We start from the raw sequence: 21,239 nt of genomic DNA, 5'->3' as shown, positions 1-21,239 counted from the left end.
GTGGCAGCACCGCAGCGGCATCAGCCGCAGCAGCCGCCGCCGCTGGATGCGGAGACGGTCGCCAGCGGCAGCGGGGTGGCCAGCAGGCCGCCGCTGATGCCGGTGGCCAGGCCGACGCGGGCCTCTTGGACCTCGGCGAGGCTGGAGGAGCACACGCCGGTCTCGGGCAGCTCCAGCTGCACCTGTCGGGCGGCCTCCCAGTCCCCTGCCAGCGCGGCGACCACCGAGCGGACCTGCTCGTAGCCGGTGGCCATGAGGAAGGTCGGGGCGCGGCCGTAGCTTTTGACGCCGACGGCGTAGTAGCCGGCTTCCGGGTGGGCCAGCTCGTCGGCGCCGTGGGCGGGCACGGTGCCGCAGGAGTGGTGGTTGGGGTCGATCAGCGGGGCCAGGGCGCGGGTGGAGCCGAGGATCGCGTCCAGGTCCAGGCGCAGCTCGCTCGCGATGGAGTGGTCGGGGCGGTAGCCGGTGGCGGCCACGACCCGGTCGACGGTGACGGACTGCTCGGCGCCGGACGGGTCACGGCTGATCACCTCGATGCCGTCGGCGGCCTGCCGTACGCGGTGGGTGAAGAAACCGGTCAGCAGGGTGATGCGGCCGGAGGTGACATGCTCGCGCAGCCGGGTGCCGAGCGCGCCGCGGGCCGGCAGCGCATCAGCCGCGCCGCCGCCGTAGGTGCGGGTGGCGTTTCCGGCGCGGATCGCCCAGGTGATCCGGGTGCCGGGGGCCTGCTCGGCCAGGGCGGCCAGGGCCAGCAGCGTGGTGGCGGCCGAGTGACCGGCGCCCGCCACCAGGGTGTGCCTGCCGGCATAGCGCTCCCGGTCGACGCCCAGCACGTCGGGCAGGGCGTGGTCGATGAGCGCGGCGGCCTCGCTCTCGCCGTGCGCGGGCAGGCCGGAGGCGCCCAGCACGTTGGGGGTGGCGTAGCTGCCGGAGGCGTCGATGATCGCGCGGGCCTGCAGTTCCTCGCCGTCGGCGAGGCGGATCAGGAAGGGCGCGCCCTCGCGGCCGGTGGTGCGCGTTCGGTCGTAGCCGAGGCGGCTGATCGCGCTCACCTCGGCGCCGAGCCGTACCCGCGGGCCGAACAGCTTGGCCAGCGGGGCCAGGTAGTCGGCGATGAGCTCGGTGCCGGTGGGCAGCCAGTCCTCGTCGGGCGCGGTCCAGCCGTCGGCCTGCAGCAGGCGGCGGGCGGCGGCGTCGATGTTGTACTTCCACGGGCTGAAGACGCGTACGTGACCCCACCGGGCCACCGAGGCGGCGACCTGCTCGCCGGCCTCCAGGATGAGGAAGTCCTGGTCGCGCTCGGCCAGGTGGGCGGCGGCGGCCAGGCCGACCGGACCCGCACCGATCACCACGACCGGCAGATGGCTCAGCTCCGGCCGGAGCACGGCCTGCTCGGCGGGGGCGCTGGGGGTGCTGTGCACGGTCGGCGCGTTCTGGGCGGCCGCGACGGCCTGCTCGGCGGGGGCGGCCGGGCCGCAGCATCCACTACTCATGATCGTTTCTCCTGGGTTCGGGTGGTCGTCGGGATTCAGCGGGCGAGCCAGGCGGCGGTGCGGGCGCGTTCCATGGCGGCCTCGGCCTGGCAGAGGTGGTCGCACACGGCACCGGTGGCCTCGTCGAAGGAAACGGTCACGGGGGTCGGGCGACGGCGGAACAGGGAGCGCATCTCACACCTCTTGTTTCGAAGCTTGTCTAAGTAGCGCCCAGCCTGCCATCTTGATTAGAGATCTGTCAAATTAGGTGGTGGTCTAATTTTTGAGCTCCTGGCGGTGCATCCATCTCCGCCTGTTGCCGTCTACCTGAGTGAGTTGTTGTCTCGAAGAAGAGGATGATCCGCCATGACCAGCACCGACACCGCTTCCGGCGCCACCCAGACCCCCTCCACCGCCCCGGCCGGCGCCGCCGAGGCCTGTTGCTCGACCTCTGCGCTGCAGACCTGCTGCGCGCCCGAGGACAAGGGCGCCTGCTGCGGCACCCCGGCCGGCGCCGCGCCGGCCGAGGGTACGGCTCAGGCGCCCAGCAGCTGCGGCTGCCGGTAACACCCATGGGTCCGGGGCCGGGCCGAACCGCCCCGGCCCCGGACCCCCTCGAAAAAAGGAGGGCATCATGACGACGCGCGCCCACCCGGCCGCCGGCGCCGCGACACCACGCACCCGAACTCCCGGCACCGTGACGACACGCGCCCAGCCGGCCGCCGACGCCATGACGGCGATCACGCAGATGCGCACCCGGCTGGTCGCCTTCGTCGCCGCCCGCATCGACCGGCCCGATGAGGCCGAGGACATCGTCCAGGAGGTGCTGGCGCGCATCAGCCGCAGCCCCTCTGGCCTGCGCGAGGCCGGACGGCTGGAGGCGTGGGTCTACCAGATCACCCGCAACGCGATCATCGATCACCACCGCGCGGTCACGGCGGCCGGGCGGGCGCAGCACCGGGCCGCCTTCGACCGCAGCCTGAGTGCCGAGGCGGCCGAGCCTGGCGCGCTGACGGCGCTGAGCGGGTGCCTGGCGCCGATGCTGGCCCAGTTGTCCGAACACGACCGCCAGGCCATCACCTTGGTCGACTACGACGGCCTGACCCAGACCGAGGCCGCCCGCCGGCTCGGCCTGTCGGTGCCGGGCATGAAATCGCGCGTCCAGCGGGCCCGGACCCGGCTGCGCACGCTGCTGACGGCCTGCTGCCAAATAGCCGTCGACGCCCGCGGGGATGTGCGCGAGGTACGGTCCACAGGCCCGTGCCCATGCGGCGGCTGAGCGGCCGGAACCCGATCGGCGGCCCGGCCTCAGGAGCACGCGCCCGGCGGGCAGTCGACCGGCGGGCAACAGGCGTGCAGGCACGCCTGCAGATCACTCAAGGCCCGGCCGATCCGGGCCGGGTCGGCCCGGTAGTAGACGGTCTTCCACTCCCGCCGGGAAGACAGCACTCCACCGTCGCGCAACGCGGCCAGGTGGGTGGAGGCCGCCGACTGGGCCAGGTTCAGGCGCTCGGCGACCTGGCCCACGGTCAGCTCGCCCCCTCCGGAAAACAGCATGAGGATCTGCTGGCGGGTCTCGCTGGCCAGCGCCTTGAGCAGGGCGCGGGCCGCCTCTGTCAATCCGATCGCCTCGTTCGCGGTCATGGCCTCACCTTATCGCATCATATTGTCATTTTCGTATTTGACGATATGATGCGATGGCATGAGCACCTCTACCTTCGATGTCGCCGTCATCGGCGGCGGCCAGTCCGGTCTGGCCGCCGCCCACGCCCTGCTCCGCACCGGACTGCGGCCACTCGTGCTGGAGGCCGGCGAGCACGCGACCGGATCCTGGCCCGCCTACTACGACAGCCTCACCCTGTTCTCCCCGGCCCGCTACAGTGCCCTGCCCGGCCTGCCCTTCGACGGGGACCCCGATCGCTACCCGCACCGCGACGAGGTCGTCGCCTACCTTCAGCGCTACGCCGCCGGCCTGGACAGCGAGATCCGCACCGGCACCCGCGTGACGCAGGTGCGGGCGGAGAACGACGCCTTCGCTGTCGAACTGGCCGACGGCACCGTCGTGGACGCTCCGGCGGTGATCGCCGCCAGCGGCTCCTTCGGCAACCCGTACCTGCCCGCCCTGCCCGGTCAGGACGGCTTCACCGGAGAGATCCTGCACGCGGCCGCCTACCGGGAGCCGTCGCCGTATGCGGGCCGGCGCGTCCTGGTGGTCGGCGCGGGCAACTCCGCCATCCAGATCGCCCACGACCTGGCCGATCTCGCCGCGGTGAGCCTGGCCACCCGGGAGTCGATCCGCTTCGTCAACCAGCGTCCCCTGGGCAAGGATCTGCACTTCTGGTTCGCCGTCACCGGTTTCGATCGTCTGCCCGCCCGCCGGGCCGACGCCCCGCCCAGGGGGCCGGTGCTCGACGACGGCCGCTATCGGCACGCCCTGGCCGACGGCCGCATCGAACGGCGCCCGATGTTCACCGGCTTCGACGGCGATCAGGTCATCTGGGCCGACGGCAGCCGGGAAGACGTCGATGCGGTCATCTTCGCCACCGGCTACCGCCCCCACCTGCCCTACCTCGACACCCTCGGCGCCCTGGACGAATCCGGCCGTCCCCGCCAGCGCAGCGGGCTCTCCACCACGCACGCCGGTCTCGGCTTCCTGGGCCTGGAATGGCAGCGCACCCCATCCTCCAACACGCTGCGTGGCGTCGGCCGCGACGCCACGCATCTGGCCCGGCACCTGGACCGCCACCTGACGGCCTCCCGCGGTACAGGCCTCCCGGCCCGGACCTGAGCCGCCTGGTCGCCGCCGACCGTGACCCGCCCCCCTGCCCGTTAGCCGCAGGTGTTGCAGGCGTCGGTCGCCCCGACAGAGGCGAGCGTGGTCTTGCCGGTGACACCGTCCGGGGCGGCGGCGCAGCAGACTCCGTTGTCGTGGGTGAGCTTGTCGGCCGCCTCCTTCACCACGTAGACCTCCCAGGGCTCCTGGCCGGGTCCCTCGGTCCAGATCTTGTCCTGTACGGCGTAGCAGCACGAGGTGGACTCCTCATGCGCCACCGTCAGGCCCGCCGCCGTGAGCCGGTCAGCCGCCTCGATCACCTCATGGCCGGTCTCCACCTCCACGCCCAGATGGTCCATGGCGGTGGCCTCGGCGGGATCGCCCTGCAACAGGATCAGCTTGAGCGGCGGCTGTGCGACGGCGAAGTTGGCGTAGCCCTCGTGCAGCTTGGCCGGAGCGGTCGCCAGCAGCTTGGTGTAGAACTCCACGGCCTGGGTCAGATCGGGCACCCGCAGGGCCAGCTGAAGTCGGGACATGACTACCTCCTGTGTGAGTTTCGGTTCTCGCCGAGGTAGACGGAGAGGGAGCCGGACGGATGCAGCGTCAAGCTCAATAGAGCCCGCGATTCAGGTCACCCTGGCCCGCCGCCCGCGAGCATTGGCTGTCGCCCTGGCGGTTAACGTCATCATCCCGACCACCGAACGTCTGGACGGAGGCAGATCAACGAGGTCCGGCGAGATCACCTCGACGAGCTTGCTCAGCCGCACGACGGGCTTTGGTCTCCTGGATGCGCTTGACGAGACCCTCGATGACTGCGGTGTTGTGATCGACGGTGACCGGCCTGGCCGTGGACCGGATCGACTTCGGCGAGGGCATGCTGACGGTGGATCTGCAGGTCGTGGTGATCGATCGCCGCCCGGTGCCGGCTCCGCCGAAGACGAAGGCCTCCGTCCGCGACGTCCCGATGCCGGCCGTGCTCGCCGACGCGCTGGCCGGCCACATCGACCGGCACAAGCCCGAGGACGTGCTGTTCCGCACGACGCGCGGCAATCTGATCCGCCGTGACTACTTCAACGCCGACATCCTCAAGCCCGCGATCCTCGCGGCCGGGGTGCCGATGGACATGACCTTCCACGATCTGCGGCACACCTTCGCCAGCACCGCGCTCGCCGAGGGTGTGCCGATCTCCGAGGTGTCCCGGTGGCTGGGCCACGAGTCGATCACCACGACCGTGGACCTGTACGGGCACCTGGTCCCGGAAGCCTCCGAGCGGGCGCGGGCGGCGCTGGACAACGCCTTCGCCGCCGCACTCGGCTCCACGTGAATGTGCCCCCATTGTGCCCTCTGAGCGCTTCGATCTTGCCGAGGACACGCTCCGCCGCAGGTCGGGGGCGGGGAAGGCGGACGAGTCGGCCTGTAGGCCGGGTTCTGTCCTTCACTGGTGTGAAGGGGCGACCATCCATCTAGGACCGGCGTTGCCGCCGGTCTCGAGCGGTCTACCCGCGCGGCTCGGGCGGGCAGCCCTCGAACGTCGCGCGCGGGACGCCCCGGAGGGCGTCCCTTCTTGACCTTGCTCCGGGTGGGGTTTACCGAGCCGCCCACGTCGCCGTGGGCGCTGGTGGTCTCTTACACCACCGTTTCACCCTTACCCCTCCGAGGAGGGGCGGTCTGTTTTCTGTGGCACTGTCCCGCGGGTCACCCCGGGTCGGCGTTACCGACCACCCTGCCCTGTGGAGCCCGGACCTTCCTCGGCGGGTCTTCGAAAGAAGACCCGACGCGGCCGCCCGGCCGGCTCGTCCGCCGTGCCGCCAAGCTTATCGGCTCCCCGGCGGACTCCCGTCCGGCCGCCGGAGGACTCAGCGCAGGTGCGCGGTGTCGTTGAAGGCCTTCACCACGGCCGGGCCGTCGGCGTAGTGCTCGATCAGGGAGACGCAGGCCAGGTCCAGGTGCATGCGGTACAGCGCCGCGGGCGGGGCCATCAGCGCGAGCCTGAGCAGCGTCTTGATCGGCGTGACGTGGGAGACGACGAGGACCGTCCGGCCCTCGTAGCGTTCGACGAGCTTCTCCCCGGTCGCCCGGACCCGCTCCGCCACGGCCTCGAAGCTCTCCCCGCCCGGCGGCGCGACCGAAGGGTCCGCCAGCCAGGCCGCGAGCTCGTCCGGCCAACGGCGCTGGATCCCGGTGTAGGTGTGGCCCTCCCACTCGCCGAAGTCGGCCTCCCGCAGGCCCTCCTCGACGATCACCTCCAGGCCGGTACGCGCGGCGACGGCCTCGGCGGTGGCGCGGGCGCGCTTGAGCGGGGAGCTGACGATCACCTGGACCCCGTACGGCTCCCGCGACAGCCTGGCCGCCGCGGCCTCGGCCTGAGCGCGGCCGTTGGGGGTGAGCTCGGGGTCGCCGATCCCGGAGAAGCGCCGTTCGACGGACATCGGGGTCTCGCCGTGGCGCAGCAGGATCAGGGTCGTGGCCGTGGAGGTGGGCGGACGCCAGCCGCTGCCCTTGGTCACGGACGCGGCCACAGGGGCGTCGGATGATATTTCGGAAATGTCGGTCGAGTCGAAGAGCGACCCCTGCGCCGGAGCCGGGGACGGCGAGGCCGGGCCGGCGGACGCCGGGACGGGGACGGCGGACGCCGAGGAGGAAACCGCAGACGGGGAAGCCGCCGGTGAGCCCCACGCAGGCGGCGAGGCCGGCGCCTCGGACGACACGACCGGCGAGGCCGACGCCGTCATCGTGGAATGCCACGGAACACCCTTGGCCGCCGCGTCCATGGCCTCGTTGGCCAGGCGGTCGGCCTCCTTGTTGCGCTCGCGGGGGATCCACTTCCAGGTCACCCGCAGGCGGCGGGCCAGCGCCCCGGCTTCCAGGGCGAGCGGCCGCAGGCCCTCGTTCTTGATCTTCCAGCGGCCGGCCATCTGCTCGATGACCAGCTTGGAGTCCATCCGGACCTCGGCGGTCGCGCCGTCGCCGGCCAGGTCGAGCAGCGCCCGCAGCCCGGCGATCAGCCCGCGGTACTCGGCGACGTTGTTGGTCGCGGTGCCGATCGCCGCGGCGTCCTCGACGAGGATCTGGCTGTCGGAGGCGTCCCTGACCACCGCCCCGTAACCGGCGGGGCCGGGGTTGCCCCGGGATCCGCCGTCGGCCTCGATGACGTACGAGGTCGTCACAGACCGGACTCCGGCGTGCGGACCAGGATGCGGCGGCACTCCTCGCAGCGGAGCACCTCGTCGTGGGCGGCGGCCTTGATGCGGTTGATGTCGGCGATGGACAGGCTCGTACGGCAGCCGAGGCAGCGGCTGCCCTGGAGCATCGCGGCGCCCACGCCGAACTGCTCGCGGAGCTTGTCGTACAGCGCCAGCAGGTCGGCGGGGATGTCGGCGACGATGTCCCCGCGCCTGCCCTTGACCTCCGCGCTCTCCTTGTCGATCTCGGCGAAGAGGGCGTCCCTGCGGTCCTCGGCGGCGGCGCGGGCGGCGGCGAGCTCGTCGCGCTCGGCGGCCAGCTTGGTCACCCGCTCGTCGGCGGTCTCGCGGCGCTCCATGATCTCCAGCACGACCTCCTCCAGGTCGCTCTGGCGGCGGTGGAGCGAGGCGATCTCCGACTGCAGGCTGGCCAGGTCCTTGGGCGAGGACACCTGGCCGGAGTCGAGGCGCTTCTGGTCGCGCTCGGCGCGGGTGCGCACGGAGTCGACGTCGGCCTCGGCCTTGGTCTGCTCCCGGGCGAGGTCGCCCGCCTCGGTCTCGGCGGCGATCACCTGGGTCGCCAGCCGGGCCACGCGGGCCGCGAGGTCGTCGATCTCGGCCAGTTCCGGCAGAGTGCGGCGGCGATGGGCCAGCCTGTCGATCACGGAGTCGAGTTCGGCCAGGTCGAGCAGGCGCTTCTGGGCTGCCGGGGCTGCTTTCACGTGAGTTCCTCGCACTTTGCTGTTGTGATCCAGGCGTCCGTGACCGTCTCGGAGACGCGCGTCTCAACATTAATCCCCCCGGCCGCCAACCCGGACGCCACGAGTCGCGCGGCATCGGCCAGCCAGGGCCACTCGGTGGCCCAGTGGGCGGCGTCGACGAGCGCGGGCCCGTCACCGCCGGCCTCCACGAACTCGCTGGCGGGGTGATGACGCAGGTCCGCGGTGAGGAACACGTCCACCCCGACGGCACGGGCCGTGCCGAGGAGCGAGTCCCCCGCTCCCCCGCTCACCGCGACCCGCCGGACCTCGCGGTCCAGGTCTCCGGCGACGCGCAGGCCGCCGGCCGTGCCGGGCAGGCCGGCGGCGGCCCGCCGTACGAAGTCGCGCAGGGGCAGCGGCTCCGGCAGCGAGCCGACGCGGCCGAGCCCGCGCCGGGGGTCGTCGGCGGAGGGGCTGAGCGGGACCAGCGGCCCGGTCAGGCCGACGGCGCGGGCCAGGGCGTCGGAGACGCCGGGGTCGGCGACGTCGGCGTTGGTGTGGGCGGTGTAGAGGCCGATGTCGTTCTTGATCAGGGTGTGGACCAGGCGGCCCTTGAAGGTGGTGGCGGCGACGCTGGTGGTGCCGCGCAGGTAGAGCGGGTGGTGGGTGACGATCAGGTCGGCGCCCCAGTCCACCGCCTCCTCGGCGACGGCGGCCACCGGGTCCACCGCGAACAGGATCTTCGTGACGGGCTGGGACGGGTCGCCGCAGACGAGCCCGACCGCGTCCCACGACTCCGCCCACCGGGGGTCGTAGTGGGATTCGAGCTCTCTGACGACGTCGGCAAGCGTGGACACGTGCGCAGACTACCGGCCTCCCCGCGTGATCACGTGAATCCGGCTCCCGGCCCCTCGCCGTGATCACGTGAATCCGCTACCCGCCCCCGCGCGGTCCCCCGGACCCGGCGGCCGCCGTACGGCATGGCGGACCGGACGTTCCCGACAAGACTCACACCTGTTCCCCAATGCCAGCAGATCGCCTAATGTAAGTGAATCCTGACTCCCCCGGAGGATTCCCATGGGTCCGACTGTCGCGATCATCGGTGCCGGATTCGGCGGGCTGTGCATGGCCATCCAGCTCGAACGGGCGGGCGTCGACTCCTACACGCTCTTCGAGAAGGGCGGCGACGTCGGGGGGACATGGCGCGACAACACCTATCCGGGAGCGGGCTGCGACATCCCCTCCCACCTGTACTCCTTCTCCTTCGAGCGCTACTCCAGCTGGACCCGCCGCTATCCCGGCCAGCGGGAGATCCTCGACTATCTGGAGAGATGCGCCGACAAGTACGGCCTGCGCTCACACATCCGCCTGCGCACCGAGGTCGTCTCGGCCGTCTTCGACGAGGCGCTGGGCAAGTGGCGGGTGCGTACGGCGGGCGGCGCGGAAGCCCGTACGGCGGGCGGCGGCGAACGCGAGAAGAGCGACGGACACGGGAGAGACGAGGAGCGCGAGGAGCTCTTCGACGTGGTGGTCTCGGCCGTGGGCCAGCTCAACCGGCCGCACCTGCCCGAGATCGCGGGCATGTCGTCCTTTGCGGGACCCTCCTTCCACTCCGCCCGCTGGGACCACTCGGTGGACCTGACCGGCAGGCGGGTGGCCGTGATCGGGACCGGCTCGTCGGCGGCCCAGCTCATCCCGCCGGTGGCCGAGGAGGCCGCGCACCTGGACGTCTTCCAGCGGACCCCCAACTGGGTGATCCCCAAGCCGGACGCCGCCTTCGGCCGGGCCGCCCGGGCCGTCTTCCACCACCTGCCGTTCTCCCAGCGGATCTACCGGGAGTGGATCTACCGCTACGCCGAGGGCGCCCTCTATCCCGCCCTGGCGGGCGGCTGGAGCACCGCCGTGGTGCGCAAGCGCGCCCTGGACCACCTGCGCGCGCAGATCCCCGACCCCGTACTGCGGGCCAAGCTGACCCCGGACTATCCGATCGGCTGCAAGCGGATCGTCATCGACAGCAAGTTCTATCCCGCGCTGGCCCGTCCCGACGTCGACGTCGTCACCGAGAAGATCGTCCGGATCACCCCGGAGGGCGTGGAGGCCACGGACGGGGTGCGCGAGGCGGACGTGATCATCTACGCGACGGGTTTCCGGAGCACCGACTTCCTGGCGCCGATCGAGATCACCGGCAGGCAGGGGCGCCGGCTCCACGACGAGTGGAAGGACGGCGCGGAGGCCTATCTCGGCATCGCGGTCCCGCACTTCCCGAACCTGTTCATGCTCTACGGGCCCAACACCAACCTCGGTCACAACTCGATCGTCTTCATGATCGAGTGCCAGGTCCGCTACATCATGGGCTGCCTGCCGCACCTGGTGGAGCGGGGGCCGATGGAGGTGCGGCCCGAGGCGATGGACGCCTGGCGCAGGAGCCTGGAGCGGGCCATGGACCACATGGTGTGGCAGGCGGGCTGCGCGAGCTGGTACAAGAACGCCGCAGGCCGGGTGACCAACAACTGGCCGGGCTCCACGCCCCTGTACCACCGGCTGACCCGAGCCCCGCGCCCGGCGGCGTTCCGCTTCGCCCGCTGACCTCCCGGCGCACCCCCCGGGGCCGGTAGGGTCCGGGACACAGTCACCCGCGAGGAAGGGCCCGCACGTGTCCGCCGCAGCCGACCTCCACCACGACGCCGTGGTCGCCGACACCCACAACGACCTGCTCATGGCCGTCACGGCCCGGCCGCCGGCGCGCTGGGCCCCGTTCTTCCGCGAGCGCTGGCTGCCCCAGCTGCGCGAGGGCGGGGTGGACCTGCAGGTGCTGCCGGTGTTCATCGACGAGCAGTACCGCCCCGAGGGAGCCCTCCGCCAGACGCTGCGCATGATCGAATGCGCGCACACGCTGGCCGGGGGCAACGCCGACGAGGTACGCCTGTGCACCACCGGCGCCGAGGTCGACGAGGCGCTCTCGGAAGGGCTGATCGCCCTGGTCCTGGCGTTGGAGAGCATGCCGGGCCTGGACGCGAACGTGGAGTTGCTGCCCACGCTGCACCGGCTGGGCGTGCGGGTCGCCTCGATCGCCCACTGGGGCCGTACGGCTCTCGCCGACGGCAGCGGCGAGGACGCCACCGGGAGCAGGCTGACCGCGGCCGGGGTGGAGGCGGTCCGCGAGATGGAGCGCCTGGGCATGATCTTCGACGTCTCGCACCTCGGCGCGGCGGGGGTCGAGCACGTGCTGGAGCTGTCGGCCCGCCCGGTCATGGCCACCCACTCGGCCGCCCGCGCCCTGCGCGACCACCACCGCAACCTGACCGACGAGCAGATCCGCGGCGTCGCGGCGACCGGCGGCGTGGTCTGCGTCAACTTCCTGGCGGCCTTCCTGTCCGACGACCCGGCCGGCTACACGCTGGACCGCCTGGTGGACCACATCGCGCACGTCGCGGGTGTCGCCGGGATCGACCACGTCGGGCTGGGCCCCGACTTCGTCCGCGAGGTCCTGCACGACGTCACCCCGCCCTGCTGCGAGATCGGCACCGGCGGCCTCGACGCGATGGCCTCCGTCCCCGGCCTGTCCGGGCCGGGCGGCCTGCCCCTGGTCACCGAGGCGCTGGACAAGCACGGCTTCGCGGAGGAGGAGATCGTCAAGATCCTCGGCGACAACGTCCTGCGCCTGTTCCGCGCCGAGCTGGGCCGCCCCGCCTGACCCCCGGCCCGGCACCGGCACGGGACCCGTCGGGATGTCCCACCCGATCCCGGCCCGGCGCGGGACCCGTCAGACGTTCCAGACACCGGTGGCCGCGGCGTCCCTCGCGTAGTCCGAGAAGTCGCGGGGCCCGCGCCCGAGCGCGCGCCGTACCCCGTCGGACAGGTGGGCGTTGCGGCCGTCCAGGACCGTGGTGAACAGGCCGGTCAGCTCCGCCGCCTCCGCGGCCGGCACGCCGTACTCCACCAGCGTGGACTCGTAGTCGGCCGCCGAGACCGGCAGATAGCGGACCTCCCGCCCGCAGGCCTTGGAGATCTCCGCCGCCGCCTCGGCGAAGGTCAGCAGCCGGGGGCCGGTCAGCTCGTAGACGCGGCCCCCGTGCCCGGCCTCGGTGAGCGCCGCGACCACCACGTCCGCGATGTCCTCGGCGTCGACGAACGGCTCGGCCACGTCCCCTGCCGGGAGCGCGATCGTGCCGGCGAGCACCGGCTCCAGCAGGTGGCTCTCGTCGAAGTTCTGGCAGAACCAGCTGCAGCGCACGATCGTCCACTCGGCGCCGGACTCCCGTACCGCCTCTTCGCCGAGCAGCGCGCCCTCCTCTCCCCTGCCGGACAGCAGGACCAGCCGGCGCACCCCGGCGGCCACCGCCTGCGCGGCCAGGTCGCGGACCGTCTCCGCCGCCCCGGGGAAGGCCAGGTCCGGCTGGTAGGTCACGTACGCCGCGTCCACCCCCCGCAGCGCGGGCTCCCAGGTGGCGCGGTCGTTCCAGTCGAACGGCGGGTTCGCCGAGCGGGAGCCCTCGCGTACGGCCAGGCCGCGCGCCCGCAGCCGGGCCGCCACCCGCCGGCCGGTCTTGCCCGTGCTGCCGATGACCAACGTCGTGTTCTGTGTCGTGTTCTCCGTCATGGCACCCATCAAATCCGCACGGCGTGAGACGGAACATGGTTGAGATGCTCGATTCCATGTTCATGCGTCTACACTGATCCACATGGACGCACTCGCCGGCCTCCTGGACGGGCCGCGGGCCCGGGAGGCGTTCCTGCTGCGCGCGATGTTGAGCCCGCCGTGGTCGGTGCGGATCGAGGACGAGGCGCCGCTCTCCCTGGTGGCCCTGGTGCGCGGCGAGGCGTGGGTGATCCCCGACCGCGGCGAGCCGGTACGGCTGCGCCCGGGCGACGTCGCGATCACGCGCGGCCCCGGCCCCTGCACCTTCGCCGACGACCCGGCCACCCCGCCGCAGGTCGTCATCCACCCCGGGCAGCGCTGCACGACCCCCGGGGGCGAGGACCTGTCGGGGACGATGGACCTGGGCGTGCGGACCTGGGGCAACAGCCCGGACGGTCCGGTGGTGATGCTCGTCGGCACCTACCAGCCGAACTCCGAGATCAGCAAGAGGCTGCTGCGGGCCCTGCCCGCCCTGCTGGTCCTGCCGGGCGAGTCCCTGGGCAGCCCCCTGGTCCCCCTGCTCGGCCAGGAGATCGTCAAGGAGGAGCCGGGCCAGGAGGTGGTCCTGGACCGGCTGCTCGACCTGCTGCTCATCGCCGTCCTGCGGGCGTGGTTCTCCCGCCCGGAGGCCGAGGCGCCGGCGTGGTACCACGCGCTCGGCGACCCGGTGGTGGGCCGGGCGCTGCGGCTGCTGCACGCCCACCCCGACCGCCCCTGGACTGTGGCCGGCCTGGCCGCCGAGGTGGGCGTCTCCCGTGCGGCCCTGGCCCGTTCCTTCACCGAGCTGGTCGGCGAGCCGCCCATGGCCTATCTGACGGACTGGCGGCTGGCGCTCGCCGCCGACCTGCTGCGCGGCTCGGACGCCACCGTCGGCGCGGTGGCGGCGCGGGTCGGGTACGGCAGCGCGTTCGCGCTCAGCACCGCCTTCAAACGGGTGCGCGGCATCAGCCCCCAGGAGCATCGCAGGATCGCCCGGACCGAACCCGCCGCAGTCTCCTGACGCACCCCGCCCGGCCGTTTCACACCGCGGCCACGGCGCCGGGCGCCGGTTCGCGATCGCCCATGTACCGCCACCCCAGGACGCCGTACCAGACCATGATCGGCAGGTGAAGGGCGTACCCGAGCTGCTCCAGCGCCACCGTCGGGCCGCCGGTCCCGCTCGTCCACGGAAGCGCCACCCCGACCAGCCCGGAAAGCGCGGCGATCAGGCCGGCGGCACGGAACCTCGCGGACATCGGGATGCCCGCCGCTCCGGCGACGGTGGCGGCGACCCACAGCAGCCCGGCCAGGTTGACCGCCCACTTGGCGGTGAGCAGGACCGCCAGGGCGACGGCGGCGGCCGCCGGGGCGGCGGGGTCGGCGGCCAGCCGGGTCAGCGCCAGGTTCCCGGCGTCGTGGAGGAGACCCGCCAGCCCGGCGGCGGCCAGCAGGCCGCCGGAGAGCGTCACCAGGTGCGGTCTGGACGCGCCGGCCGGGCGGGCGGCCAGCACCGTCCCGGCCGCGGTCAGGGCCAGCCAGCCCAGCACGTCGAGGGCCAGCTCGGTCATGTGCAGCCCGGCCAGCTCGCCCACCGCGGCCAGCGCGGCACCGGGATCGGCCGGATTCAGGGTCAACCCCGATGGCACCACGATGGCCGCACCGGCGATCATGGCTGTCAGCGAGGTCAGCAGCAGGACACCGGCGAGGCGGTTGCGAGGGTTCAGATCGGTCATGGACGGTGACGGTAGAACCCTGACGCAGGGACAGAGTCAACGCGCCGGGGAGAGGAGACGCCATGTGGCGGATCGGGCAACTGGCGCGCATGGCCGGGGTCTCCGAACGCACTCTGCGCCACTACGACAAGATCGGGCTGCTGGCCCCGGCCGCGGTCGACCGCGCGACCGGTTACCGCTGGTACGGCGTGGCCGAGCTGTCCCGGCTCGAACGCATCCGCGGACTGCAGCGCCTCGGCCTGCCGCTGCGGCAGATCGCCGATCTGCTGGACGCTCCCGAGACACAGCTGCGGCAGGCGCTGACCGAGGCCGTGGCCGGCATCCGGCATGACATCGCCGCCCTGACCGCGACCGCGGCCCACATCGCCGACCACCTCACCACGCCGATGTCGGTCCTGCCCCAGCAGGCCGCGGTGGGACCGCGCCGGCTACGCGTCCGCCGCATGCGCATCGGCCATCCGTCCGAACTGGCCGGCCTCTGCCCGGCGCCACCGGCGACGCTGCTGACCTGGCTCGACGGCCGGCCGACGGGCGCGTTCACCGCCGCGGTCACCACCGGCCGGGACGGCGAGCGGCTCACCCTGCCCGCCCGCACCGTCGTACGAGCCGTCGTTCCCCCCGCGGGAGACGTGGTCCGCGCCGGGCAGGACCTGTTCGGCTGGCTGCACCGCCATCGCCTGGACGTCGCCGGTCCCACCGTGGAGGAACACCTCCTCGACGCCGACGGCGCCCACGCCGTCGTCCTGGAGATATCCACCCGCCCCCGCGCCGCCTGACCCCGCCTCCGCGGCGACCGAGGACTCCCCTCCGCAAGAGAGCACCGGGCGGTCCTCAGGCGGCCGGAGCCCTCGGCGTCAGGCGGACCTCGAGGTCGGCGTCCAGGGCGCGGGCCAAACGTTCCAGCACCGGCAGGGTGGGAATGGTTCCGCCGGCCTCGAAGCGCGCCACCGCCGACTGCGTCATGCCGGCCTCCCGGGCCAGGTCGTTCTGGCTCCAGCCGCGCCCCTCACGCATCGCCCGGACCGCCTTGCCCAGCTCGTAGGCGATGCGTGCGGCCTCGTAGGCTTCGGCCGCACCCGGCTCGGCCATGCGCCGGCCCCTGAGCTCCCGCCGGCTTTCCTGCTTGCTCATACCGCCTCTTCTCCCTCATCGACGGTGTGCGCCAGTGCGATACAGCGGCGCATGGCCCGCCGAGCCCGCTCGATCTCCCGATCTTCGCGTGCCCGCGTCTTGGAGAACACGGTCAACAGCACGATCCGGCGACCGGGCGCGATCCAGTAGGTGATGCGCATGACGAGCTCGTCGAGGTGGAACCGGAGTTCACGCAGCTTGCCGTCCAACCGCCTGGCGCGGGGCTCCCCTCATAGCATCGATGCTATGAGGAACGCTCTTGTCGCGATGTGCTTTTATGCAAATACGCTGAGCGACAATCCCTGTCCCGGGGCCCGCCGACTCCCGGCCCGAGGCTTCGAACGTTCAGCAGATCGACCGCCGGGGAGCATGAGGCGACCGCGCGCTCGGACCGCCGCGATCGGGCTGGTGGGCCCGGTGGTGAGCGTGGCGGCCAACGCGGTCAGCTTCCTGCTGCCGACCGCGCTCCTGCTGCCGCGCGGCGACCGCACGCCCCCGACCCGGCGTCCCCGGAAAAGGCGGACACGCGCAGCACCCACCCGGCCTGACGCGGCGCCGCCGGGGGCGCGGGGGTCTCCGGCGGCCCCGGCGGGCGTGGGCCGGTCATCCCCTCGCGGCCAGATAGTCCTCCCGGACCTTCGAGCGGGAGAGCTTGCCGGTGGGGGTGCGGGGCAGCTCGTCGCGGAACTCGACGAGCTTGGGGTGCTTGAAGCGGGCGATGCGCGGGCCGAGGTGGTCCAGGAGTTCCTCCGGCGAGGGCCGGGCGCCGGGGACCGGCTGGACGAGGGCGACCACGTTGTGGCCCCACTCGGGGTCCGGGACGCCGATCACGGCGACGTCGGCGACCGCCGGGTGCTCCAGCAGCGCCGCCTCGATCTCGGCGGGGTAGATGTTCACCCCTCCGGAGATGATCAGGTCGGTGCGGCGGTCGCACAGGAACAGATAGCCCTCCTTGTCCATGAAGCCGATGTCGCCGGGGGCGTACCACTCCCCGCGCATGCTGGCGGCCGTCTTGCCCGGGTCCTTGCGGTATTCGAAGCCGGCGAGGCTCGACTTGACGTAGATCATCCCGGGCTCGCCCGGCGGGAGCTCGTCCCCGTTCTCGTCGAAGATCTTCGCCTCGAAGGTCGGGACCGGGCGGCCGACCGTGCCGGGGCGCTCCAGCCACTCCTCGGGCTTGACGGCGAAGGCGATCGTCGACTCGGTGGAGCCGTAGTACTCGTACAGGACCGGGCCCCACCAGTCCATGATCCCCTTCTTGACCGCCACCGGGCAGGCCGCGCCCGTGTGGATCACCTGCCGGAGCGAGGACACGTCGTATCCGTCGCGGACCTCGGGCGGCAGCTGGAGCATCCGGTGGAACATCGTCGGCACCATCATGGCGTTGGTGACCCGGTATCTGTCGACGAGCTCCAGGACGGTGACCGGCTCGAACCTCTCGGCGATCACCAGTGTGTGCCCCAGGTGCAGGGCGAACATCGTGTGCGCGCACGGGGAGGAGTGGTACATCGGCGAGGTCACCAGGTGCACCTCGTCGCCCGGCCGCAGGTCGCAGACCTCGCCCAGGAACCAGGTGTACAGGGGGACGATCGCCTCCGGCTCGGCGCCCGGCAGGGGCCGCTGCACGCCCTTGGGGAAGCCGGTGGTGCCCGAGGTGTACCACATGACGGCGCCCCCCGAGCGGTCCGCGGGGGCGGTGTCCGGCTGCCCCTCGGCCAGGGCCGCGGTCCCGCCGGACTCCGGGGTGACCACCACCCCGGCGTCGCAGTCGGTCAGGATGTAGTCGATCTCGGCGCGCGTCAGGTGCCAGTTGATCGGTACGTAGTACAGCCCGGCCTGTCCCGTGGCCATCAGCATGATCACTTGGTCGATCCCGTTGCGCAGCACGCCCGCGACCACGTCTCCCTGGACGAGGCCCCGGGCCCGCAACCCGTTCGAGACCTGGTTGACCCTGGCGAGCAGCTCGCCGTACGTCGTCGTCGTGCCGTCTGTGTCGATCACCGCCCGGCGTCCGGGATCGGCCTCCGCGATCCGGTAGAAGCCGGGCAGCCCGCTGATGTCGGCCATGGTTCTCCTCGTACGGTGTTACAGCTCCAGAAGGTCGGCGAGGCGGGCCCGGTGGATCCGCGGCGGGCCGAGGAGAACCTCGTCCGCCTTGGCCCGCTTGTAGAACAGATGCGCGTCGTGCTCCCAAGTGAAGCCGATGCCGCCGTGCAGCAGAAGGCTGTCGCGGGCCACTTCGAAGCAGGCCCGGCCCACATAGACCTGGGCCAGGGCGGCGGCCGAGGCCAGCTCCTCCGGCGCCTCGTCGGCGGCCCAGGCCGCGTGCCGGACGATCGACTCGGCCTGTTCCAGTTTGCAGTGCATGTCGGCCAGCCGGTGCTTGACCCCCTGGTAGGAGCCGATGAACCTGTTGAAGGCGACCCTGACCTTGCCGTAGGCCACGATCGCCTCCAGCGAGGCGCGCAGCACGCCCAGCTGCTCGGCCGCCACGGCCACCGCGAACAGGTCGCGGGCCCGCGCCACCCCCTCCGCGGAGGCGGCCACGACGTCGCCGCCGGGCTCCACCAGGGCCTGCCTGCGGGTGGGGTCCAGGGTGGTCAGCGCGGTGCGCTCGCCGCCCCGCAGGGCCCGTACCCGGTCGCCGTCGATCGACAGCACCACGTCGGCCTCGGCGCCGTTGAGCGCCCGGTTCCCGTCGAGGACGACGGTCGCGACGGTGGTCCCGTCGGCGATCCCGGGCAGCAGCTCCTTGTCCCCCGTCTCCCTGAGCAGGATGGCGGCCAGCGTCGTGGCCAGGAACGGGCCCGGCAGCAGCGCCGCGCCGGTCTCCTCCAGCACGACCGCGAGCTCGGCGTATCCGGCCCCGGAGCCGCCGTGCTCCTCGGGGACGATCAGGCCGGACAGGCCCAGCTCGCCGTTGATCCGCCGGTAGACCTCGGGGTCGTGGCCGCCCTCCGACTCCATCGCGGCCCGTACGGCGGGCAGCGGCGAGGCGGCGGCGAGGAAGCCGCGGACGGCCTGGCGCAGCTCCTGCTGCTCGGTGGTGAGCACGAGTTTCATGCGGGCCGCCCTTCCGCGGTGGTCGCCTGCCCGGTGGCCGTCCGGTCGATGGTCGTCCGGCCGGTGGTCGTCTGCCCGGGAACCGTCTGGTCGGAGGTCGTCCGCCGGGTCACGAGGGGAGTCCCCCGCTCGTCTTCAGGTCCTTGAACGGCACGTTCTTGTCCGTGCGGGGTTCGGGCGGCAGGTTCAGCACCCGCTCGCCCACGATGTTGCGCATGATCTCGTTGGTGCCGCCGCCCAGGGCCATGGCCGGGGCCAGGGAGATCGCGTTCGCCAGCCCGCCGCCGTACCCGCCCTCTGCGGGGTGGGCCACGGCCTCGGGACCGGCCAGCGAGGTGGCCAGGTCGGCCTGGAACATGGTCAGCTCGGCCAGCAGCAGCTTGGCGGCGCTGCCCCGGGCGCCGGGGAAGATCCCGGCCTTGGTCTCCTGGGCGAGCCGCTGGTTGAACAGGGCCAGCGCGCGGGAGCGGACGTAGAGCTCGACGAGCTGGTCCCTGACCACGGGGTCACCGGTGTCCACGGTCGTGCGCAGCGCGTCGAAGGCGACCGGATTGTCCTTCTGGCCGCCCATGCCGACCCCGCTGGAGATCGACAGCCGCTCGTGCAGCAGGGTCGTGACGGCGCAGCTCCAGCCGTCGCCGACCTGACCGACCAGGTTCTCCGCCGGGATGTGCACGCCGTCGAAGAAGATCTCGTTGAAGTGCGCGCGGCCGGTCATGTCCCGCAGCGGCCGGACCGTGACGCCGGGGGCGTGCATGTCCACGACGAACATGGTCAGGCCCTTGTGCTTGGGCACCTCCACGTCGGTGCGGGTCAGCAGCAGGCCCCAGTCGGCGTGCTGGGCGACGGAGGTCCACACCTTCTGCCCGTCGACCACCCAGCCGCCGTCGGTGGCCGTCGCCCGCGTCTGCAGCGCCGCGACGTCGCTGCCGGCGCCCGGCTCGGAGAACAGCTGGCACCAGATCTCCTCACCGCGCAGCAGCGGCCGGATGAAGCGGCCGCGCTGCTCGTCGGTGCCCAGGTCCACCAGGGTCGGCCCGCACATGCCCAGGCCGATGGAGAACACGTAGGTCGGCAGGGTGAAGCGCGCGGCCTCCGCGGCGAAGGCGCGCTCCTCGGCCTGGGTCAGCCCCTGCCCGCCCCACTGCTGCGGCCAGGTGATCCCGGAGTATCCGGCGTCGTACAGCTTCGCCATGAAGGCCTTGGCCGCGGCCACGCCGCTCTCGTCGGGGGCGCCCTCGGGCCGGTCGCCCGGCGCGTTGGCCTCCAGCCAGGCCCTGGCCCGCTGCCGGTAGTCCTCAAGGTCCATGTCAGCTCCAATCAGCGCTCACTTACTTTAACCAGTGGGCGATCAGCCGTACAGAGCATTGCTCTACACCGGAAGGAGAATCGATCTTTGCCATTGATTGGCCATGTATCGCCAGGAAAAGGCAATTAATCCGCCCAAGGTGATCGTCTGATCCGGGGGGTGAAGATCGGCGTGCCCACACGGCACTCGTGGTCCGTCCGGACCCGGCTCACGCTGATCGCCGCCACCACGGCCGCCCTGTCCGACGCCGTCGTCACGGTCGTCGCGATGTTCTTCCTGCACGACCTCGCGGAGGCCCACTATCCGTATCCGGTCCCCTGGTACGTCCATCCGGGGCTGTTCGGCTTCCTCGCCGGAACCTGCGTGCTGACCGCGACGCTGGCGGGGGCCGGCGCCTACCGGACGGTGACCGGGGCGCTGACCCCGGTGAACTCGATCACGAGCGAGCTCGCGGAGATCACCGCCACCGACATCGGCCGACGGGTCCCGGTGCCGCGGGCGCGCGACGAGATCAGGGAGCTGGCCGAGACGATCAACCAGACCCTGGACCGGCTGGAGGAGGCGGTGGAGAAGCAGCGCAGGTTCGCCGCCGACGCCTCCCACGACCTGCGCAGCCCGCTGACCGCCATGCGCACCCAGGTGGAGGAGGCGCTGCACTATCCGGAGGGCGTCGACTGGGAGGCCAAGGCCCACGCGATGCTCGCCAGCCTGGACCGGCTCCAGGCGATCGTCGCCGACCTGCTGATGCTCGCCAGGCTCGACGCCGGCATGCCCGCGGCCAGGGAACTCCTCGACCTGGGCGAGCTGGTGCAGGGCGAGCTGGACCGCCGCGGGCGCCGGGCGAAGGTGGTGCGGGAGGTGGAACCCGGCGTGCTGGTGGTCGGCGACCCGCTCCGGCTCGCGCGGCTGCTGACCAATCTGGTGGACAACGCCGAGCGGCACGCCGCCTCCACCGTGGCGGTGAGCGTGCGCGAGCACGACGGCACGGCCGTGCTGGAGGTGCTCGACGACGGCGCCGGGATCGACCCCGCCCAGCGCGAGGCGGTCTTCCGCCGGTTCGTCCGGCTGGACGCCGCCCGGGCCCGCGACGCCGGGGGGACCGGGCTGGGACTGCCCATCGCCAGGGAGGTCGCCGAGGCCCACGGCGGGAGCCTCGTCGTGGAGGACAGCCCCCGGGGCGCGCGCTTCGTCCTGCGGCTGCCCGTGGCCCGCTGAGCCGCCGTCCCCGTTCCCCGCCTCCCCCGCTTCGCCGTACCC

The 21,239-nt window shown here is 72.5% G+C and carries 22 protein-coding genes, 1 other RNA gene and 1 pseudogene; 9 read left to right on the top strand and 15 right to left on the bottom strand.

From position 1 onward, the window contains the following. Positions 1 to 20: 20 nt before the first annotated feature. Together Pta02_RS07855 and Pta02_RS07850 are read right to left on the bottom strand one after the other, a co-directional pair. Positions 21 to 1,493: an FAD-dependent oxidoreductase gene (locus Pta02_RS07855; protein ID WP_203874026.1), complete on the bottom strand. Its 1,473-nt coding sequence runs from the start codon at positions 1,491 to 1,493 to the stop codon at positions 21 to 23. Between the two features lie 35 nt (positions 1,494 to 1,528). Beyond that, a complete protein-coding gene (locus Pta02_RS07850; protein WP_203874025.1) occupies positions 1,529 to 1,666 on the bottom strand; it encodes a hypothetical protein in 138 nt (45 codons plus the stop codon). Positions 1,667 to 1,838: 172 nt separating this feature from the next. Here Pta02_RS07850 and Pta02_RS07845 point away from each other — a divergent pair, with 172 nt between their 5' ends. Both Pta02_RS07845 and Pta02_RS07840 read left to right on the top strand, forming a co-directional pair. Next, positions 1,839 to 2,039 carry a hypothetical protein gene (locus Pta02_RS07845; protein ID WP_203874024.1) on the top strand — a complete coding sequence of 67 codons (201 nt, stop codon included), beginning with the start codon at positions 1,839 to 1,841 and terminating at the stop codon, positions 2,037 to 2,039. 67 nt (positions 2,040 to 2,106) lie between these two features. Next, on the top strand, positions 2,107 to 2,751 hold the full coding sequence (locus tag Pta02_RS07840) for a sigma-70 family RNA polymerase sigma factor (RefSeq protein WP_203874023.1): 645 nt from the start codon (positions 2,107 to 2,109) through the stop codon (positions 2,749 to 2,751). A 29-nt stretch (positions 2,752 to 2,780) separates the two neighbouring features. On the opposite strand, the gene Pta02_RS07835 is transcribed toward Pta02_RS07840, so the two are convergent. Continuing rightward, positions 2,781 to 3,116: an ArsR/SmtB family transcription factor gene (locus Pta02_RS07835; RefSeq protein WP_203874022.1), complete on the bottom strand. Its 336-nt coding sequence runs from the start codon at positions 3,114 to 3,116 to the stop codon at positions 2,781 to 2,783. A 58-nt stretch (positions 3,117 to 3,174) separates the two neighbouring features. On the opposite strand from Pta02_RS07835, the gene Pta02_RS07830 reads away from it, so the two are divergent. After that, positions 3,175 to 4,260: a flavin-containing monooxygenase gene (locus Pta02_RS07830; protein WP_203874021.1), complete on the top strand. Its 1,086-nt coding sequence runs from the start codon at positions 3,175 to 3,177 to the stop codon at positions 4,258 to 4,260. A 41-nt stretch (positions 4,261 to 4,301) separates the two neighbouring features. Here Pta02_RS07830 and Pta02_RS07825 read toward each other — a convergent pair whose 3' ends face one another. Then, positions 4,302 to 4,781 carry an ArsI/CadI family heavy metal resistance metalloenzyme gene (locus tag Pta02_RS07825; RefSeq protein WP_203874020.1) on the bottom strand — a complete coding sequence of 160 codons (480 nt, stop codon included), beginning with the start codon at positions 4,779 to 4,781 and terminating at the stop codon, positions 4,302 to 4,304. Positions 4,782 to 5,077: 296 nt separating this feature from the next. On the opposite strand from Pta02_RS07825, the gene Pta02_RS07820 reads away from it, so the two are divergent. Further along, complete coding sequence (locus Pta02_RS07820) at positions 5,078 to 5,569, top strand: tyrosine-type recombinase/integrase (protein ID WP_203874019.1); 492 nt, start codon at positions 5,078 to 5,080, stop codon at positions 5,567 to 5,569. Between the two features lie 77 nt (positions 5,570 to 5,646). Here Pta02_RS07820 and rnpB read toward each other — a convergent pair. From rnpB to Pta02_RS07800, 4 genes are all read right to left on the bottom strand, one after another. After that, positions 5,647 to 6,041: RNase P RNA component class A (gene rnpB / locus Pta02_RS07815), an RNA gene on the bottom strand. Between the two features lie 60 nt (positions 6,042 to 6,101). After that, positions 6,102 to 7,412, bottom strand: coding sequence for a bifunctional RNase H/acid phosphatase (locus Pta02_RS07810; RefSeq protein WP_203874018.1), 1,311 nt, complete (start codon positions 7,410 to 7,412; stop codon positions 6,102 to 6,104). After that, entirely contained in the window at positions 7,409 to 8,149 is a 741-nt protein-coding gene (locus tag Pta02_RS07805; protein ID WP_203874017.1) for a zinc ribbon domain-containing protein, read from the bottom strand. Before Pta02_RS07805 ends, Pta02_RS07810 begins: the two co-directional genes overlap by 4 nt. After that, a complete protein-coding gene (locus Pta02_RS07800; RefSeq protein WP_203874016.1) occupies positions 8,146 to 8,985 on the bottom strand; it encodes a Nif3-like dinuclear metal center hexameric protein in 840 nt (279 codons plus the stop codon). Before Pta02_RS07800 ends, Pta02_RS07805 begins: the two co-directional genes overlap by 4 nt. A gap of 220 nt (positions 8,986 to 9,205) precedes the next feature. Here Pta02_RS07800 and Pta02_RS07795 point away from each other — a divergent pair, with 220 nt between their 5' ends. Next, positions 9,206 to 10,714: a flavin-containing monooxygenase gene (locus Pta02_RS07795; RefSeq protein ID WP_203874015.1), complete on the top strand. Its 1,509-nt coding sequence runs from the start codon at positions 9,206 to 9,208 to the stop codon at positions 10,712 to 10,714. Between the two features lie 67 nt (positions 10,715 to 10,781). Beyond that, entirely contained in the window at positions 10,782 to 11,822 is a 1,041-nt protein-coding gene (locus tag Pta02_RS07790) for a dipeptidase (RefSeq protein WP_239129846.1), read from the top strand. Positions 11,823 to 11,891: 69 nt separating this feature from the next. On the opposite strand, the gene Pta02_RS07785 is transcribed toward Pta02_RS07790, so the two are convergent. Next, on the bottom strand, positions 11,892 to 12,728 hold the full coding sequence (locus Pta02_RS07785; RefSeq protein ID WP_203874014.1) for an NmrA family NAD(P)-binding protein: 837 nt from the start codon (positions 12,726 to 12,728) through the stop codon (positions 11,892 to 11,894). 82 nt (positions 12,729 to 12,810) lie between these two features. Here Pta02_RS07785 and Pta02_RS07780 point away from each other — a divergent pair, with 82 nt between their 5' ends. Beyond that, positions 12,811 to 13,767, top strand: coding sequence for an AraC family transcriptional regulator (locus Pta02_RS07780; protein WP_203874013.1), 957 nt, complete (start codon positions 12,811 to 12,813; stop codon positions 13,765 to 13,767). Positions 13,768 to 13,786: 19 nt separating this feature from the next. On the opposite strand, the gene Pta02_RS07775 is transcribed toward Pta02_RS07780, so the two are convergent. Next, the gene (locus Pta02_RS07775; protein WP_203874012.1) at positions 13,787 to 14,479 is read right to left on the bottom strand and encodes a hypothetical protein; all 693 of its coding nucleotides are present in this window, start codon (positions 14,477 to 14,479) and stop codon (positions 13,787 to 13,789) included. A 62-nt stretch (positions 14,480 to 14,541) separates the two neighbouring features. Between Pta02_RS07775 and Pta02_RS07770 the strand changes: the two genes are divergently transcribed. Next, positions 14,542 to 15,255, top strand: a complete 714-nt coding sequence (locus tag Pta02_RS07770; RefSeq protein ID WP_203874011.1) for a MerR family transcriptional regulator — start codon at positions 14,542 to 14,544, stop codon at positions 15,253 to 15,255. 55 nt (positions 15,256 to 15,310) lie between these two features. Here the strand turns inward: Pta02_RS07770 and Pta02_RS07765 are convergent, their stop codons facing one another. The 5 genes and pseudogenes from Pta02_RS07765 to Pta02_RS07745 all read right to left on the bottom strand — a co-directional run bounded on the left by Pta02_RS07765 (position 15,311) and on the right by Pta02_RS07745 (position 19,982). After that, positions 15,311 to 15,610, bottom strand: coding sequence for a helix-turn-helix domain-containing protein (locus tag Pta02_RS07765; protein WP_203874010.1), 300 nt, complete (start codon positions 15,608 to 15,610; stop codon positions 15,311 to 15,313). Beyond that, positions 15,607 to 15,825 (bottom strand): annotated as a pseudogene (locus Pta02_RS07760) (type II toxin-antitoxin system RelE/ParE family toxin); the annotation flags it as partial. The pseudogene Pta02_RS07760 and the gene Pta02_RS07765, both read right to left, overlap by 4 nt. A 388-nt stretch (positions 15,826 to 16,213) precedes the next feature. Then, positions 16,214 to 17,677, bottom strand: a complete 1,464-nt coding sequence (locus tag Pta02_RS07755) for an AMP-binding protein (protein ID WP_203874008.1) — start codon at positions 17,675 to 17,677, stop codon at positions 16,214 to 16,216. A gap of 18 nt (positions 17,678 to 17,695) precedes the next feature. Continuing rightward, on the bottom strand, positions 17,696 to 18,673 hold the full coding sequence (locus tag Pta02_RS07750; RefSeq protein WP_203874007.1) for an acyl-CoA dehydrogenase family protein: 978 nt from the start codon (positions 18,671 to 18,673) through the stop codon (positions 17,696 to 17,698). A 109-nt stretch (positions 18,674 to 18,782) separates the two neighbouring features. Then, positions 18,783 to 19,982 carry an acyl-CoA dehydrogenase family protein gene (locus Pta02_RS07745; RefSeq protein WP_203874006.1) on the bottom strand — a complete coding sequence of 400 codons (1,200 nt, stop codon included), beginning with the start codon at positions 19,980 to 19,982 and terminating at the stop codon, positions 18,783 to 18,785. Positions 19,983 to 20,153: 171 nt separating this feature from the next. Between Pta02_RS07745 and Pta02_RS07740 the strand changes: the two genes are divergently transcribed. Next, entirely contained in the window at positions 20,154 to 21,197 is a 1,044-nt protein-coding gene (locus Pta02_RS07740) for a sensor histidine kinase (RefSeq protein ID WP_239129843.1), read from the top strand. Positions 21,198 to 21,239: the final 42 nt, after the last annotated feature.

This window comes from Paraplanobispora takensis (genome assembly GCF_016863195.1).
GTDB lineage: Bacteria > Actinomycetota > Actinomycetes > Streptosporangiales > Streptosporangiaceae > Planobispora > Planobispora takensis.
Note: the sequence above shows the minus strand (reverse complement) of the source record. Positions and strands in the feature narration are given on the sequence as shown.

Excerpts from the sequence above, each read along its gene's own strand:
- Pta02_RS07855 (WP_203874026.1), bottom strand. The coding sequence starts at position 1,493 with ATGAGTAGTGGATGCTGCGGCCCGGCCGCCCCCGCCGAGCAGGCCGTC.
- Pta02_RS07850 (WP_203874025.1), bottom strand. The coding sequence starts at position 1,666 with ATGCGCTCCCTGTTCCGCCGTCGCCCGACCCCCGTGACCGTTTCCTTC.
- Pta02_RS07845 (WP_203874024.1), top strand. The coding sequence starts at position 1,839 with ATGACCAGCACCGACACCGCTTCCGGCGCCACCCAGACCCCCTCCACC.
- Pta02_RS07840 (WP_203874023.1), top strand. The coding sequence starts at position 2,107 with ATGACGACGCGCGCCCACCCGGCCGCCGGCGCCGCGACACCACGCACC.
- Pta02_RS07835 (WP_203874022.1), bottom strand. The coding sequence starts at position 3,116 with ATGACCGCGAACGAGGCGATCGGATTGACAGAGGCGGCCCGCGCCCTG.
- Pta02_RS07830 (WP_203874021.1), top strand. The coding sequence starts at position 3,175 with ATGAGCACCTCTACCTTCGATGTCGCCGTCATCGGCGGCGGCCAGTCC.
- Pta02_RS07825 (WP_203874020.1), bottom strand. The coding sequence starts at position 4,781 with ATGTCCCGACTTCAGCTGGCCCTGCGGGTGCCCGATCTGACCCAGGCC.
- Pta02_RS07795 (WP_203874015.1), top strand. The coding sequence starts at position 9,206 with ATGGGTCCGACTGTCGCGATCATCGGTGCCGGATTCGGCGGGCTGTGC.
- Pta02_RS07785 (WP_203874014.1), bottom strand. The coding sequence starts at position 12,728 with ATGACGGAGAACACGACACAGAACACGACGTTGGTCATCGGCAGCACG.
- Pta02_RS07780 (WP_203874013.1), top strand. The coding sequence starts at position 12,811 with ATGGACGCACTCGCCGGCCTCCTGGACGGGCCGCGGGCCCGGGAGGCG.
- Pta02_RS07775 (WP_203874012.1), bottom strand. The coding sequence starts at position 14,479 with ATGACCGATCTGAACCCTCGCAACCGCCTCGCCGGTGTCCTGCTGCTG.
- Pta02_RS07770 (WP_203874011.1), top strand. The coding sequence starts at position 14,542 with ATGTGGCGGATCGGGCAACTGGCGCGCATGGCCGGGGTCTCCGAACGC.
- Pta02_RS07765 (WP_203874010.1), bottom strand. The coding sequence starts at position 15,610 with ATGAGCAAGCAGGAAAGCCGGCGGGAGCTCAGGGGCCGGCGCATGGCC.
- Pta02_RS07755 (WP_203874008.1), bottom strand. The coding sequence starts at position 17,677 with ATGGCCGACATCAGCGGGCTGCCCGGCTTCTACCGGATCGCGGAGGCC.
- Pta02_RS07750 (WP_203874007.1), bottom strand. The coding sequence starts at position 18,673 with ATGAAACTCGTGCTCACCACCGAGCAGCAGGAGCTGCGCCAGGCCGTC.
- Pta02_RS07745 (WP_203874006.1), bottom strand. The coding sequence starts at position 19,982 with ATGGACCTTGAGGACTACCGGCAGCGGGCCAGGGCCTGGCTGGAGGCC.